This is a genomic window from Bradyrhizobium diversitatis (assembly GCF_016031635.1).
GTDB lineage: Bacteria > Pseudomonadota > Alphaproteobacteria > Rhizobiales > Xanthobacteraceae > Bradyrhizobium > Bradyrhizobium diversitatis.
This window is the reverse complement of record NZ_JACEGD010000002.1, coordinates 23518-38099: the sequence shown is the minus strand read 5'-3', so window position 1 is coordinate 38099 and position 14582 is coordinate 23518. Positions and strand designations below refer to the sequence as shown.

11 protein-coding genes and 1 pseudogene are annotated in these 14582 nt (G+C 63.2%); 6 read left to right on the top strand and 6 right to left on the bottom strand.

Features of this window, described 5'->3' with window-relative positions; genetic code table 11:
- Nucleotides 1-17: 17 nt before the first annotated feature.
- Complete coding sequence (locus H1B27_RS01635; RefSeq protein WP_197964747.1) at nucleotides 18-428, top strand: hypothetical protein; 411 nt, start codon at nucleotides 18-20, stop codon at nucleotides 426-428.
- A gap of 111 nt (nucleotides 429-539) precedes the next feature.
- Here the strand turns inward: H1B27_RS01635 and H1B27_RS01630 are convergent, their stop codons facing one another.
- The 3 genes from H1B27_RS01630 to H1B27_RS01620 all read right to left on the bottom strand — a co-directional run bounded on the left by H1B27_RS01630 (nucleotide 540) and on the right by H1B27_RS01620 (nucleotide 2222).
- The gene (locus H1B27_RS01630; RefSeq protein WP_197964746.1) at nucleotides 540-866 is read right to left on the bottom strand and encodes a DUF736 domain-containing protein; all 327 of its coding nucleotides are present in this window, start codon (nucleotides 864-866) and stop codon (nucleotides 540-542) included.
- 640 nt (nucleotides 867-1506) lie between these two features.
- Complete coding sequence (locus H1B27_RS01625) at nucleotides 1507-1902, bottom strand: hypothetical protein (RefSeq protein ID WP_197964745.1); 396 nt, start codon at nucleotides 1900-1902, stop codon at nucleotides 1507-1509.
- A gap of 155 nt (nucleotides 1903-2057) precedes the next feature.
- Nucleotides 2058-2222 (bottom strand): hypothetical protein, encoded by a 165-nt coding sequence (locus H1B27_RS01620; protein WP_197964744.1) that lies wholly within the window; start codon nucleotides 2220-2222, stop codon nucleotides 2058-2060.
- A 307-nt stretch (nucleotides 2223-2529) separates the two neighbouring features.
- On the opposite strand from H1B27_RS01620, the pseudogene H1B27_RS39930 reads away from it, so the two are divergent.
- From H1B27_RS39930 to H1B27_RS01600, 5 genes and pseudogenes are all read left to right on the top strand, one after another.
- Nucleotides 2530-2804: pseudogene (locus tag H1B27_RS39930) on the top strand (DoxX family protein); the annotation flags it as partial.
- Nucleotides 2805-2887: 83 nt separating this feature from the next.
- Nucleotides 2888-4063: a hypothetical protein gene (locus tag H1B27_RS01615; RefSeq protein ID WP_210343182.1), complete on the top strand. Its 1176-nt coding sequence runs from the start codon at nucleotides 2888-2890 to the stop codon at nucleotides 4061-4063.
- An 11-nt stretch (nucleotides 4064-4074) separates the two neighbouring features.
- On the top strand, nucleotides 4075-4956 hold the full coding sequence (locus tag H1B27_RS01610; protein ID WP_197964742.1) for a trypsin-like serine protease: 882 nt from the start codon (nucleotides 4075-4077) through the stop codon (nucleotides 4954-4956).
- Nucleotides 4953-7271, top strand: coding sequence for a S8 family serine peptidase (locus tag H1B27_RS01605; protein ID WP_197964741.1), 2319 nt, complete (start codon nucleotides 4953-4955; stop codon nucleotides 7269-7271). The genes H1B27_RS01610 and H1B27_RS01605 overlap by 4 nt, the downstream gene beginning before the upstream one ends.
- Nucleotides 7272-7456: 185 nt before the next feature.
- Complete coding sequence (locus H1B27_RS01600) at nucleotides 7457-7624, top strand: hypothetical protein (RefSeq protein ID WP_197964952.1); 168 nt, start codon at nucleotides 7457-7459, stop codon at nucleotides 7622-7624.
- Between the two features lie 248 nt (nucleotides 7625-7872).
- On the opposite strand, the gene H1B27_RS01595 is transcribed toward H1B27_RS01600, so the two are convergent.
- The 3 genes from H1B27_RS01595 to H1B27_RS01585 form a co-directional block, all read right to left on the bottom strand.
- Nucleotides 7873-8808 (bottom strand): DUF2493 domain-containing protein, encoded by a 936-nt coding sequence (locus H1B27_RS01595; RefSeq protein WP_197964740.1) that lies wholly within the window; start codon nucleotides 8806-8808, stop codon nucleotides 7873-7875.
- Between the two features lie 327 nt (nucleotides 8809-9135).
- Nucleotides 9136-10194 carry a DUF7146 domain-containing protein gene (locus H1B27_RS01590; RefSeq protein WP_197964739.1) on the bottom strand — a complete coding sequence of 353 codons (1059 nt, stop codon included), beginning with the start codon at nucleotides 10192-10194 and terminating at the stop codon, nucleotides 9136-9138.
- Nucleotides 10194-14525 (bottom strand): strawberry notch family protein, encoded by a 4332-nt coding sequence (locus tag H1B27_RS01585; protein WP_197964738.1) that lies wholly within the window; start codon nucleotides 14523-14525, stop codon nucleotides 10194-10196. The genes H1B27_RS01590 and H1B27_RS01585 overlap by 1 nt, the downstream gene beginning before the upstream one ends.
- Nucleotides 14526-14582: the final 57 nt, after the last annotated feature.

Here is a 14582-nt window from a genome sequence, read left to right as displayed (position 1 = left end):
GGGATGGAGTAGGCTTTATGTCCCTGTACGAGCACTTGCCAGCCGACATCCGCGAAACGGTGGACGATCTGGTCGTGGAACTCAGGTCTCAACCTTGGCGAACCCGGTTCTTCGCACTGATTGGTCTTCTCGGAGAGAAGTTGGAGGCTCGAAGCGACCCGGAGCCATGGCATCTGATTCAGCAATGGACCGGCATAGTGACGGCAACGTTGGAGCACTTGCGACCCGACAGTTCGGAGATCGAATGCCTGGGGTTGATGAGCATAAGCTTCAACGACCAGTGGCGTGCACAGGCGCTCGGCCAGATCGAACGTGATCCCACGGTGCTCGATCGTCTCGTCGCAATCTGTCCCGACTGGGATGACATTGTCGAGAGTGTCTTGGAAGCCAATCAACGGTACCCAATCAAACCGGCGCGTGGTCGCTAATCGGTTTCTGTTGCGCCCTTCTGCGCCGTCACGGCAAACGAGGTGCCTTCACGCTTCCTCTGCGTGGCGATGCCCCGCCCGGACCAGCCGGGCGAGGCATCGTGCGTCAGGTCAGTCGCCATTGCGGCGGCTGGGGCGGGACCAGATCAAGCTGAAGCCCTCACCGTCCTCGTCGTCGAAGAGGTTGGCGAAGATCGGAGCGGTGAAGCTCGGATCGTCGAGCTTGAGGCTCAGATAGTCGCGGCCCTCGTTGGAGCGCTTGGACCAGCCGGCCCCGATCTCGACGCGACCGACATAGACCCGGTGGCTGGGCGCGTTCTCGCCTGAGCGGCTGGTCTCTGGAACGATGCGGACGTTCTTGGCCTGGAGCGAGAGGGTGACGATTGCGCCGGTGAACTCGTTCGAGCCGGTCTTCTTGAAGGTGCCGATGGTCGCCATGGTAGTTCTCCTTGATCGCTGTCTTCCGAGCCCGCACCTTGCGGCCTCGATGGTGATCGACAGGCCGGAGGCGATCGACGGCGCACCCCGAAGGGGCCGAAGCGCCAGCGGAGGACGGTAGCCAGGCGACTTTCTTGTTTCGCGAGGAATGACGGCGCAGCCGGCAGGGGAAGAAAGTCGATCGGCGCCGTTGCGCCATAGGCGATCGAGGCGTTAGCCGTCCTTCGGCCAGATCCATCCATCGGAGAGGCCGTTCGGTGCGCTCGATCTAAACAGAACTAGCATCAAGGAGAACTTGGCGCCGGTCGCGATGCCTTCAGCTAGCGGCGAGAGATTCTGCAGCGGCTGAAACTCTCTGCGAGTTAAAGACGAGAGTTCGCTGCCACGATAACTGATCGCCAGGACGCGCCGCTCATCCCGGTCTTGTCGGCCGCGTTGTATCGAGCTTCGCCGTGAGCAATTCAACGCTCCGACAGCGCATCGAGATGGGCCGCTGAGCGCGATCAGGCTTCATCGCCTATCGGTCCGCAGCCAGATGACGAGAGACGCGTGTTGCGAAAGCCTGATCGGGTCAGACCACGGCTGCTCTGGGGTCGTCAGCCAGACGCCATGCCGTGCCCGGTCGAGCCAGGCGTTGTCATCATGCGTAGCGCGCAAACGATGCGATGCTGACGGCAACGGCGCCGAGGACCGAGATGATCAGCTGCCAAGTCGCAGATGGAATTGCTATTTGCGCGATCCCATGCGTGGCGCTGTATCCAGCGACCGCGGCCGGCGCGACGAAGAGGATGATGATAAGCACGCGAAGCCATGTCCACGGTGCGGAGGCCAGGGCAATCCGGCCGCCACAGAAGGTCGCGCCGCCAGCGGCCAAGCCAACGAGAAGGCCGCCGAGCGCGCCGGTGCCCGCGTGGAAGGCCCACATGGCTACGGTGAGGCCGACAAAGAATGGCAGCGCGAAGACGGCAAGCGTGAACAGCAACCAGCAGAAGAAGCCGATGCCGCCGATAACGAGCAGTGGTCCGAGGACGATCATGGTGGCGGTCTCCCTAAGATAAACAAAGGTCTAGCGGTCGCGCCTTCCACCACCACCACGGCGCAGCCAAAAGCATAGCCGCAAACGGGCGCAACTGGGAGCGGAAATCCGACAGGACTTCCGCTCGCGGGCCAACGATCTGTAGCGCGCCTTCGTCATTGGAAGGGATCGAATTCGTGAATCACCGCGGACGGATCGCCGTCGTATTCGGCCGCTGGCATGACGCCGTATCCGCCCATGCCGGTACGGAAGATGACGACGCAGACCATAAGGGTAGTGGCAAGGTTCCAGGCGTTGGCGAAGGCAAGGGCTTGAGACATCGGTCCGGCTCCTGTTCTGAGGCGGGGACCATCCCCGCGTGACAGGCGCCCGATGTGTCCGGGCGTGGGCCGCAATCACCGCGCAGGCGAAGACGAAGCGGCGGCACGCTTCAGCGTAAGCCGACCCCTTGTGGGTTGATGGCGTCAGGCTGCGTTCGGATCAAGGATCAGCGCCAAGGCAGCGGGGCGGTGTCCGCCAAACAGATGGCTGGTTGTCGAGACTGCGTGGCTCTCGGCTGGAACATCGTTGCCGTCACGGTGCGGCGGCTGATCGGCTATTAGGCAAGCTCGCGGCCTACCGCCCACGGCCATGATCGGCGCAGTCGGTCTACCCGTGCCGCCTTTGGCGTTCGCCGTGGCGGTCGCAGTCGAACTTGGCGGTGCCTTCTGCTGATCGCAGGCTATCGGGTTAGGCCGGTCGCGAGCGCCCTAGCGCTGTTCACGTTGGAGACGGCGGTGTCATTTCACAGCAATTTCGCAGACCAGAACCAGATGATTCATTTTCTCAAGAACATCATGCTGGCGGGAGGCCTGCTTCAGATCGTGGCCTTCGGCGCGGGCGCTCTCAGTCTTGACAATCGAGTCTCCGCAGATCGTAGACGGACTAGACATCCAACTACTTTTGATAAACAATGCAAACCATTGCGCGGGGGCGTTGTTTTTGGATGTCTAATTTCTTGCGAGGCCTGGGGCTCGCATCGCTTGTGTGCGTCGCCAGTTGCACGAACATACCCCAGTTGCGGGAGGATGGCGTCGCCATCTCGGATATCGTCGAGCGGATCAAGTGCGAGATGGCGTTCGCGCTTCCTCCGATCGGGGGAGCGTATCCCACGGGCGATTTCCAGTGGCTGCGATACTGGACGGCCAAGGTGGACCTCACGCTCGTAACCAACGAGCAGTCGTCTCTCAATCCGTCGATCCTTGTGACCGAACCGACGTACAGCGTCGCAGCGGGAGGAGGGGTGAGCGGTACGGCCATCAGAAACGAGGTTTTGAGCTTCACGCTGTCGGTCGACGAGTTGATGCGGGCCCAGACCCTCGACTGCGCCGGACCGCTGCAAGAGGGGCTTCTGGGACATTTGGGCTTGGAAGAGTGGATCCAATCGGCGCTCGCGCCGGCGGGAAACGGCCAGCTTACGATCGGATATCACGCTCCTCCGACCGGCAAGCCGGCTCCATTGCCGGGTCCGACCGGACAGCAGCCCGCTGAAGCCGGCGTGAAGGAAATCGAACTGGCGAACAGAGCGCTCTTGAACTCGGAAGAACTCGCGCAGAAAGCGCGGATATATGCGGCTCGGGCGAAGGCGCTTGCGCTGCAAAAGAACATCCAAGGTACCTATGATGCGGCCTCCAAGGCGAACGGCGCCGCGGTGACCGCGCTGGAACAGGCGGATAAAGGCCAAGCCTGGGTTTGGCGGGCCAACATCGCTATCCGCGGCGGGCAGACGCCTCTTCCCGAACAAGACACGCTTTTTAAGAAGATACCCGACGCCCTCAAAGCCGCCACCGAAGAGGCGAACGGCGCCGTGAAGGCGGCGAAGGCTGCATGGGAACTTCTTCCGCGTGATCCGCCGATCGATTCGATCTCCCATCAGGCTCAGTTCATCGTGGCGGTCAACGGGAACGTGACGCCCAGTTGGTCTCTCGTCCGCTTCAAGGGACCAGGCACCAACGGTACGTTCTTATCGGGATCCCGTACGACGACGAACACGCTGAACATCGTGCTCGGTCAGCCGAGCGACGATGGACCGAAATCCATGTCGGACGAACAGAAGCGGCAACTTTTCTACCAGAGACTCGAACAACTACGGCTCGTCGTCGTGCCGACTACGCCGCCTTGAGGGCTGTAGAGATGTCCGATCGGCATTCGCCTGCAGGCCGGCATTGGGGCCCGGTGGTATCGAAGATCTGGGCAGTTCTGGGTCTTCTGGCGTCCCTTGGCCTTTGCCAGGGTGAGGCGGGCGCGGCGAACAAGTCCGGGAAGCGGCGAACGATTGTCATGACACCTCCTGTTCCGCTTGGAGCAGGCTCTGTTCAAATCGACGGTGGGTCGAAGCAAGACCCTTTCAATTGGCGCGCGACTCTCAAGTTTCTCTATGCAAAAACCTTGGCGTGTACCAGCACGATCGTCGGCGAGCATGCGTTGATCACTGCCGCGCATTGCATCAGCGATGGCGCTTCCTATTCGGTCGATCTCGGCGCGATGGGAACCTTCGAAATCTCGTGCGAGAGGAATCCGAAATTCGTGCGGCGGTCCCTCGCTGGAGACGTCGCCATGTGTTTCAGCGCGGGATCGTTGCCGAACGCGGGAGGCTTCGAAAATCTCGATATGAGTTCTCCGGTCGCGAGCGGCACCAAGCTTTTTCTTCTTGGGTACGGTTGTCGCAGCGTGGTGACGCTGGACCGGGCTGGACAACTGTACGGCGGAACGTCGAAAGTCCTGAAGCTGCCGACCGACAAGGACGATCACCTCATGACGAAAGGAGGTGTGGTCATCTGCCCGGGGGACAGCGGCGGAGCCGCCTATCTGCTCGCGGTAGAGGACCACCCCGTGAACCCGCGCTCCGTCGTCGGAATAAATTCGTCCTATGATGTGTCAGCAAGATCTTCCGGCATCACGCCCTTCTCGGGGGCGACCCGCGACTTCATACTTGATTGGAAAAAGGCCAAAGGAACGACGATATGTGGTCTCGATCCGAACGCGGCCGGTTGCCACGACCGCTTCACGCCATGAGCTTCCGAAGCGCGCTGTTGGCGGCCATTTGGCTGTCGTCCGTCGCCGATCCGAGCGGAGCGGCCGAAGATAAGCTCATCGTTCAGACGACGGATCTCACGCCGACCCTTGCCGTGACCATCGCGAAACTAGGGCGGGAGAAGACGGTCTCGTTGTCCAAGGGAAGCGACATCCTCAAGGCGATCGCCGATAACTGCGGAACCGCGAACGCGCGGCGCTACTATCTGCCGATCTTCATTCAGGCGAATAGCCAGAATGCCGACGTGAAGGAAGGCAGGACCGTTCTCTCGTCGGATGCGAACCTCGTATTCCCCGCCTGCCTCTTCGCGCAGGAGAAGCTCGCGACCGTGGAGGCAAAGGACAACAGTATCGACTGGAGCAAGGCGACGCCGACGACACCGGGCGCGCTCGCCGAAGCGATCAGGAAGTCCACGGGTGTCGATTCGGACATCCAAACGGCGCAGTTCACGACCAAATGGCCTTCCACGATCGTGGCCTCTACCTACCTCGATAAGACCGATGCTCCGTTGGGACCGAGTCAGTCCATCGGCTTCGAAAAGCTTCAGCAAGGCTGGTCGAATTTCTCCGAAGCTCTCGGAAAGCAAGGGCCGTCGCTCATCGGCCGGATGTCCAGCGAACGGCTGTCCGATGCCGCTGCGAACGACAGCTACAATTCGGTGCTGAAGGCCGCGCTTTCCACGACGTCCGGCAAGGTTGATCCGAACTTGAACAGGAAGGTGCAGGGATTTGAGAGGATACTGAGAGCGCAAGACGTTCTTGCCTCCAACGAGCCTGTCGACTTCAATAATCTTCCCAATAGGACCAACCTGGTCGTTTCGACGCTCTCGCCGACCGCTTACGCCGTAGAGTTGAAGGACGGCGTCGACGCCAAAGCGGCGGCCAAACAGATATTCGCGGCTTTGCCGCCTTCGAACAGCTCGGGCGTGGGTTCGTTCGGTACGTTCACGCCTTATTTCGATGAGCCCGCGGCGGGCGATGGGCAAAGCTGTCCGGAAGGCGAAAGCGGCCGATGGCCCGTCAATATGTCGGAGCTGAAAAAGGTCCTCGAGCTCAGAAAGCTTGCCGGACGCAAGCCTAGCGGTGGCAGGTTGTTGATCTTCGATACCGGTTTTCCGAGCGGCAAAGTCGGTATGTCTCCCTTCGACCGCAGTTATTTCATCCCGAATTCCGATGCGGACGGTCCGAACACCGATCCCTATCTGTGGTCCTCTTCGCGTCCGCCGGTGTATTTCGTCTCGGGAGCCAAGAATGCGGAGCACGGTATCGGCGTATTGGCGTTGGCTCTCGGCGGCATCGGCGTACTTTCCGAAGATCACCTGATCGGGTCCAACGCATCGGCGGACGGTGGGATGATCGTCGATCTCATGGGATACAGAAGACTGGCGGACGGGACGCTGGATGTCGACACATCGGCGGTCTTGAGGACGCTCTCCGGCGATAATTGGGGGCAAGCCGATGTGGCATCCGTCAATCTCAGCCTCAAATTCAATGTCAATCAGTACGAACGCCCGCTCAACTTCAGCGGCTTCTTCAGCGATCTGCCTCAAGTGCTTTTCGTGGTCGCTGCGGGGAACGACGGCGGTAGCGCCGACGATTACATGCCCGCACGTTGGGGAGGAACGTCGAAGAGGAATGTGATAACTGTCGGCGCGGTATCCTCGACCGATCAATGGTGGAGCAAGTCGAACAAGAGCGCCGAACACGTCGACTTGGCGGCCCCCGGATGTGGCGTTCCGACGTTCACCTACGACGGGTCGAAGTTCACGAAGGTCGTCGTCAACGGAACCTCATTTTCGGCTCCGCTGGTCTCGTTTGCCGCGAACCTGCTTCAGGAGTACGCGTCCGCCGCGCGAAGGAAAAATCGGATTCTGTCAACGGGACGGTATTCCGAGGATCTTCTGGGCAAGACGCGTTCGGCCAGAATTCTCGACATACCGACGGCGTTGGCGACACCGTTCGACGTGGTCCGCGCCGATGATGGGAAGTTTCGGCTCGGCCGTATAACCCTTTCGCCGGGGGCGACGCTATGCGGCAGTCCACTAACCAGAACGGCGTTCGCGCAGATCCATCGGACTCCCGATGGCAAGCTCAGCGTCGTACGGCGCGACGGCCCTCCCGTATCGGGGGATGTCAGCTTCGTCCCATGCGACTTGCAGAACGGCCAACTGACCGACGTTCCCTTTCGGGAGGCGGCGTCTGATCAGAACGGCGTGCTTGTCCTGAAGGCGCCCGAACCGCTCAATATGAGGACGCTGCAAAGCATAACGTTCTGCGATAGTTGCTATTGGAATTGAAGCCACCCGGAAGCGGCGCACTGACGGGCGGCGGTCTGCGTCGACATGATCGATTGCCGGAGCGCGGTTCGTCAATGGGCGCCGCGGAAGGCGTTTCAAGTCGCAGAGAGCATTTCTGTTCCAGGAACGATATTCCCATACAAGATAGTCCCGTTCGTCCGCGTCATAAACGCGCTCGAATGCGGATGTCCAATCTCAAGCGATCTAACGGTTCCGCGACCCTCGATTCGTCCGGCGTCGGCTTCCGATCAAAGCGACATGAAGACATGCTCGACGATATGATCGAGGACGACACCGAATTGGCCCTTTATGCGCGCTTGGCAAGGATCGCCGTGACCGGCGAACCCGACTGAATGGCGCCGATCACCAATACGGGGCAGTCCGTCGCCTGCCTGACCGCCTTAGCATTTGAAGCCGTATAGCGGAGGCACGGCGGCCTCGTGGGTCCAGCGCAGCAGAATGCGCGGCCAGCGATGCGACGCACAGATACTGGTTTTCGATCGAAGGCAAGCATACCCGCGCGCTGAACAATCACAGCACTCGGCGCCAGCAATCTTGAACTGTTTCGTGTATTCCGCGGAGCAAGAGGGGATAGCGGCGCTCACGCGCCGCCCGTTCCAAACCTCCAGACCGGGATGCCGAGCTTTTTGGCCTTGTCGGCGAGATTGTCCTGGATGCCGGTCCCGGGAAAGTGCAGCAACCCGATGGGAAGTGTCTGCAGCATCGCATCGTTCCGCTTGAACGGTGCAGCTTTGGCGTGTTTCGTCCAGTCGGGCCTGAAGGCGATCTGCGGGACCTTGCGGTTGTCAGCCCATTTGGCGGCGATCAGCTCGGCGCCCTTGGGCGATCCGCCGTGCAGCAGCACCATGTCCGAGTGCTTGGCGTGGACCTGATCAAGCTTGGCCCAGATCAGCCGGTGGTCGTTGAAGTCGAGCCCGCCGGTCAGCGCCACCTTCGGCCCCGCCGGCAGGAGCACCTGGTTGTCGGCGTGCCTCTTCGCGGCGAGGAAATCGCGGCTGTCGATCATCGCGGAGGTCAAATTGCGGTGGTTGACCTTGGACCCGTTGCGCGGCCGCCAGGCGGAATGGGTGTGGCGTTCGAACTCGTCGGCGGCCTGGTCGCGCATCAGTTCGAAGGCGTTGCGCCGCTCGATCAGCGTCTGCCCTTCTGCCGTCAGCCGCTCCAGCTCGACGGACTTGATCTCGCTGCCGTCCTGCTCCCGCTGCAATCGCTGCTGCGCCAGCTCGTTGCCGTCGAGCTCGCGCTCGATCCTGTCGATGGCGCGGTGGAAGACGTTCACTGTCGACCAGAGCAGGTCTTCGAGATCGGGTTCGAGGCGTGTTTCGGCCAGCGCCACCACGAGGGCGTCGAAGATGTCGGAGATGCTGCCAGAAAGGATATGTGCTTCGGGAAGCGGCCGCGGATCGGGCTCATCGTGGAAGGGACGGTGGCCATAGAGCTGGAGTTCCTGGAGGATCTGATCGGTCGGGGATGAGTTGTGCGGCGGCTCGAAACCGTCGTCGTGGTCGGTGGTCATTGCGGCTTCCCTCGTCGGTGCGACCGCGCCCATCGCGGCCTTCATGGCGACGAAAGCGGCAGGCGGTACGAACCTGCACCCGCAGCGTGAGCCGTGGGCCGGAGCCCTGGCGGAGGACCGAAGGGGGCCGACTATTTTGCCTCGCGATGTAAAGGCGGCTCTGCCGCCGACGGAAAATAGTCGGCCCGCGAGGTTGCCGGTCCGGGCCGCTTGCCGCCCGATCGCCCTCTTAAGAAGGCCGTGGGAGCGGTCCTCTCCGTCGCCGAGGGAAGCATGACCACCAGCCTCGCGGTAACGAAGGGGCTGCATCACCCCTCCCCGTTCCGGCTATGCCGCCAGCTCCATAAAGCGCGCGACGTCCTGCGCCGCGATCTGCACGCGGCTCGCGGCCCGAAGGGCGTCAAGTCCGAGCAGGCGAAGGTCCTCATTGAAGTCGCCAAGCCGTGGCGATATCACGATTGCCTCGATCCCGGCGTCCTGCGCCCGATCGATCAAAGTGGCCATGGCGCCGTCACCAGCAGGATCGTCGTCGCGGGCGATATAGAGCCGGCGGAGCGTGCCCGGGAAGAGGATGGCGGAGAGATGCGCCGCCGAGAGGGCGGCGACCATCGGCATGGTAGGCAGGACGCAGCGGAGCGACAGCATCGTCTCGATGCCCTCGCCGGCCGCCATGACTTCGCCGGCTACGCCAAATCGAACGGCGTGACCAAGCAGGTCGCCCATCGCCCGTTTCGGCGTGTCGATCCGCGCCTTGCCGAGCGTCGTCTCGCTGAAGCCATCAGGATCAAGCCATGTGCGATGCGCTCCGGTCAGGTGGCCGGAGAGATCGGTGACAGCGGCGATCATCGCCGGCCAGGTCTCGGTGGCGCTGTGGTCGTCGGGCCGGTAATAGCAACGCGGGTGAAACCGCAGACTTCCGGTTTCGTGCAAAGCCGTAATGCCGCGATTGCGGAGATACGCTTCTACGAGTGTGCCCTCGATCAACTGCGACATTCCGAAGAGTCGCCGCGCCGCCTCTGGCGATCCGACCGGCGCGAGCGGTTTTCTCGACCGGCGCTTCGGCTCAGGCTCCAGTTCTGGACGCGGCAGACTCAGAAACCGTCGTGCTTCAGTGACGACATCGCGGAAGTCCACGAGACCGCAGCTCTCGCGGATCACGTCGAGGAGATCACCATGTTCGGCCGAGGCGGCATCGGTCCACTTGCCCGCGGGTCCCTTCACCGATTCTCTGAGTCGCACGAACATTGAGCGACCAGGCGTATTACGGACGTCGCCCACCATCCAGTAGCGGCCCTGCCGCCGCCCGTTGGACAGATAATGGCGGCACACCGCCTCGGCGTCACGCGCGAGACGGCGGGCCAGTTCGGAGGCATTGTCGCGGGCCATCAGGCGGCCTCCCGCTCGCCGATGCGCACGACCGGATAGTGGTCGAGCACCTTTGCTAACACCCCGGCTCCGGTCGCGTCTGTCGGCACGAACATGCGCAGCTTCCACGAGATGATCTCGCTGAAGAGGCCGTAGGCGCGCAACCGGTCACGCATCGTATCGGTGAAGCCGGACAGCTCGATGCGATGGACGCTCATCACGCGGACACGATGGAGCTGCAGGTCCTCGGCGAGGTCGAGGACGGTGCGCCCCTCCATCAACGCCGAGAAAGCCTCCTGCGGGCCCAAGCTGCCGGTTTCGGTCGCGCAAGCGTTCGTCGCCCAGGCTGGCGAGACCCTGCGGCCGATGATGCGTTCTCCATCATCGCTCTGAAGCCGATAGACCCGGGTCGATTCGTTCGGAAGCCGCTTCCAAATCGGCAGCAGCAGACCGGCGACGATGTGAAGGCTGCTCTCAGCGAACTCGGGGACCTCGAGGAGTTCGCCGTTCCATGCCACGGCGAATGTCTCGCGATCCGCAGGCTGCCAGTGACTCTCGTCCATCATCTTGATGGAAGCATAATGGTGCTCCATGGGGCGGATCAGCCGCACGCGGCGTTCGATCTCGCCGTCATCGAGCATGAGGCTCGGCGCCGGAATCTGCACCGCGGCGCGCCCTGAGCGCTCGTTGACCAGCAACACCGCCCGAGCATCGGCGAGATAATCGAGCGCTCGATCCGGCGGCATGGGGCGATTGCGCCGGCGCTCGGTGATGGTGAGCAGCCGGGTTTCCGCGCCGGTGGCCGGATGGGTGTAGATCGTGCGTCGATCGGTGACGACGAAGCTCTCAGCCTGCAGCGTCTCCAGGCCGATGTCGTAGACGCCGCTGGCGATGGCGCCCTCGACCTTGGCGTTCAGCAACTGCTCGAAAGCGGTGAACAACAAGCCCTGCAGGTCGATGGTGAGCGCGAGCAGGCGGTTCAGGAACGTTGTGATCGGCGGCAGATCGTCCTTGATGCCGTTCGCGTCCACGAGCTTCAGACCCGTGGCGTCTTCGAAGATCTCGAGCGAGCAACCTTCGACCTTGCCGCGCACAAGCAGCAGATAGAGCTGGCGCAACGCGTCGCGGGCGTAATGGCTCTCAAGATTGTCCTCGGGCCGGAATAGGCCCTGCCCGCCGGTCTGGCGCTGTCCGCGCGTGATGGCTCCCAACGTGTCGAGCCGGCGCGCAATGGTCGAGAGGAAGCGCTTCTCGGCCTTGACGTCGGTCGCGATGGGTCGGAACAGCGGTGGCTGCGCCTGGTTGGTGCGGTTCGTTCGACCGAGCCCCTGGATCGCGGCATCCGCCTTCCAGCCTGGCTCGAGCAAATAATGGACACGAAGCCGGCGATTCCGAGCCGAGAGCTCCGCGTGGTAGCTGCGACCGGTGCCACCTGCTTCCGAGAAGACAAGCACGCGCTTCAGGTCGTCCATGAAGGCAGCGGTCTCGGCGAGATTGGCGGAAGCGGCGCGGCTCTCGACCGCAAGGCGGTCACCCCTGCGCACCACGCGCCGCGAACGACCAGTCACTTCCGCCACGAGATCCGTTCCGAAACGCTGCACGATCTGGTCGAGCGCGCCGGGAACGGGCGGAAGCGACGCGAGGCGCTCGATCAGATCATTGCGGCGGGCGACGGCCTCCCGACTCTCAACCGGCTGGCCGTCGCGGAAGACGGGCCGCGACGAGAGATTGCCCTCGGCGTCGGTGACGGGCTCATAGAGCTGCACCGGGAAGGAATGGGCGAGGTAATCCAGCACGTACTCGCGCGGCGTGATGTCCACGCGCACGTCGTTCCATTCCTCAGGCGGAATCTCGGCGAGCCGCCGCTCCATCAGCGCCTCGCCGGTCGAGACGATCTGGATGACGGCGGCATGGCCCTCGGCCAGGTCCCGTTCAATGGAGCGGACCAGGGTCGGCGTCTTCATGCTGGTGAGCAGATGACCGAAGAAGCGCTGCTTGGCGGACTCGAACGCCGAGCGCGCGGCCGACTTGGCCTGACGATTGAGCGTGCCGGTCTCTCCGGTGATGTTGGCAGCCTGCATCGCCGCATCGAGGTGGTTGTGGATGATGCTGAAGGCACCGGCGTAGGCGTCGTAGATCCGCCGTTGCTCATCGGTGAGTTGATGCTCGACGAGCTCGTATTCGACGCCGTCGTAGGAAAGTGAGCGTGCGGTATAGAGGCCGAGCGAGCGAAGATCGCGGGAGAGCACCTCCATCGCCGCAACGCCACCCTCCTCGATAGCCTCGACGAACTCGGCACGGGTGGCGAACGGAAAATCCTCGCCGCCCCAGAGCCCGAGGCGCTGAGCGTAGGCGAGGTTGTGGACCGTGGTGGCGCCGGTCGCCGAAACATAGACGATGCGGGCATTGGGGAGCGCGTGCTGCAGGCGCAAGCCCGCACGCCCCTGCTGCGAGGGCGCGACATCGCCCCGCTCGCCCTTGCCGCCTCCGGCATTTTGCATGGCATGGCTCTCGTCGAAAATGATGACGCCGTCGAAGTCGGAGCCCAACCATTGAACAATCTGCCGGACGCGCGAAAGCTTCTCGCCACGGTCGTCGGACCGCAGCGTAGCGTAGGTTAAAAATAGGACGCCTTCGGCCAACCGGATCTCGCGCCCTTGAGGGAAGCGCGAGAGCGGCGTGACCAAGAGACGCTCCATGCCGAGCGCCGACCAGTCACGCTGGGCGTCCTCGAGCAGCTTGTCGGACTTCGAGATCCAGACCGCCTTGCGCCGGCCCTGCAGCCAGTTGTCGAGAATGATGCCGGCGGACTGGCGACCCTTGCCGGCGCCGGTCCCGTCACCGAGCATGAAGCCGCGACGGAAGCGGACGGCGTTCGGTGCGTCGTCGCGGGCGGCCGTGACGAGATCGAAGGTCTCGTCAACGGTCCAGGCGCCGGCGAGATAGTTGGCATGGGCCTCCCCGGCATAAATCACCGTCTCGAGCTGGGCGTCGGACAGGATGCCGTAGCTGACGAGGTTCGCCGGCAGGCGCGGCCGGTAGTTCGGCTTCGGCGGGGCGACCGAGGCCATCGCGGCCGACTGCACCAACTTGGTCGGGTGCGCCTGCGCGCCGGGGATCCGGATCGATTGCAGCCTGTACTCCTCGTAGATGGCGTCGCTGAGGCGCGCGCTCTCGGGCGGGGTCCAATCGATCGTCTCATAGGCAAGGTCGACGGCTTCGGGATCGGCGACCGAGGCCCTGGCCGACTGCGCGGTTGCCCGTGCGAGATAGCCGCGCACGGTGCGAGGCGCTGACGAGTCTGACACGGGAAGCGCGCCGGTCGAGGCGACTGGCAAGCGAGCCGGAACGTGCTCGCCGATCCAGCGGAGCAGCGTCGCGACGTCGGACGCCATTCCCGGCGACTCCGGGAACGCACGCGGGTCGTCGGCCGGCACCCTGTCGATGACGGTGAGGCGCGTCTCGATCGTGGTGCCGTTCTTGGCATAGACCGCGCCGGCGATCGCGGCGGTAAACACGACGCGGCCGCGTTCCTGCAACCGCGCGAAAGCATCACGCCAAGCTGAGGCTTCGGGCGAGAAGCTTGCTCCGGTGATCGTGACCAGCCGACCGCCATCGGCGAGACGCGCCAGGGCCGAGGCGATGTGACGGTACGCTGTGTCGGCCATTCGGCCGGAGACGTTCGCCGTCGCGGAGAACGGCGGGTTCATCAGCACGACGCTCGGGACGATAGCGGGATCGAGGTGATCGTCGATCTGGGCCGCGTCGAAGTGTGTGACCGAAATGGCCGGAAAGAGGGAAGAGAGCAACACGGCCCGAGTCTCGGCCAGTTCGTTCAGCATGAGGGCGCTGCCGGCGATCTCGGCGAGGATAGCGAGTAGCCCGGTGCCTGCGGACGGCTCCAGCACGCCATCCGCCGCCGTAATGGCGGCTGCGGTCAGCGCAGCCAGGCCGAGCGGGATTGGCGTCGAGAATTGCTGGAAAGTCTCGCTCTCTGCAGACCGGCGCGTGTGGGTCGGCAGAAGCTGCGCGATCTTGTCCAAAGCGGAAAGTCGTGAAGCCGGAGAAGCGGCTTTGCGGAAAAGCGCCTTTCCGTATTTGCGCAGGAACAGGATGGTCGCGACCTCGCAAGCGTCATAGGCCTCCTTCCAATCCCAGGCGCCCGTCGCATCGGACGCGCCGAAGGCCTCTTGCATAGCGGCGCGCAAGATTGCGCTGTCGATGCGTCGGCCATGTTCGACATGCGGGAGAAGCTGCTCAGCCGCAGCGATGATGGCGCGGGCACCCTCGGGAGCGCGCGCAGGCGAGATCGTGGCGGCCTCGTCGGCCGCAGTCGAGAAAAGGTGTTTCATTAAGGGGAGCCTCAAGGAGAGCGAAACGGGCGAGCCGGCCGGCGCTCTCTCTCGGAC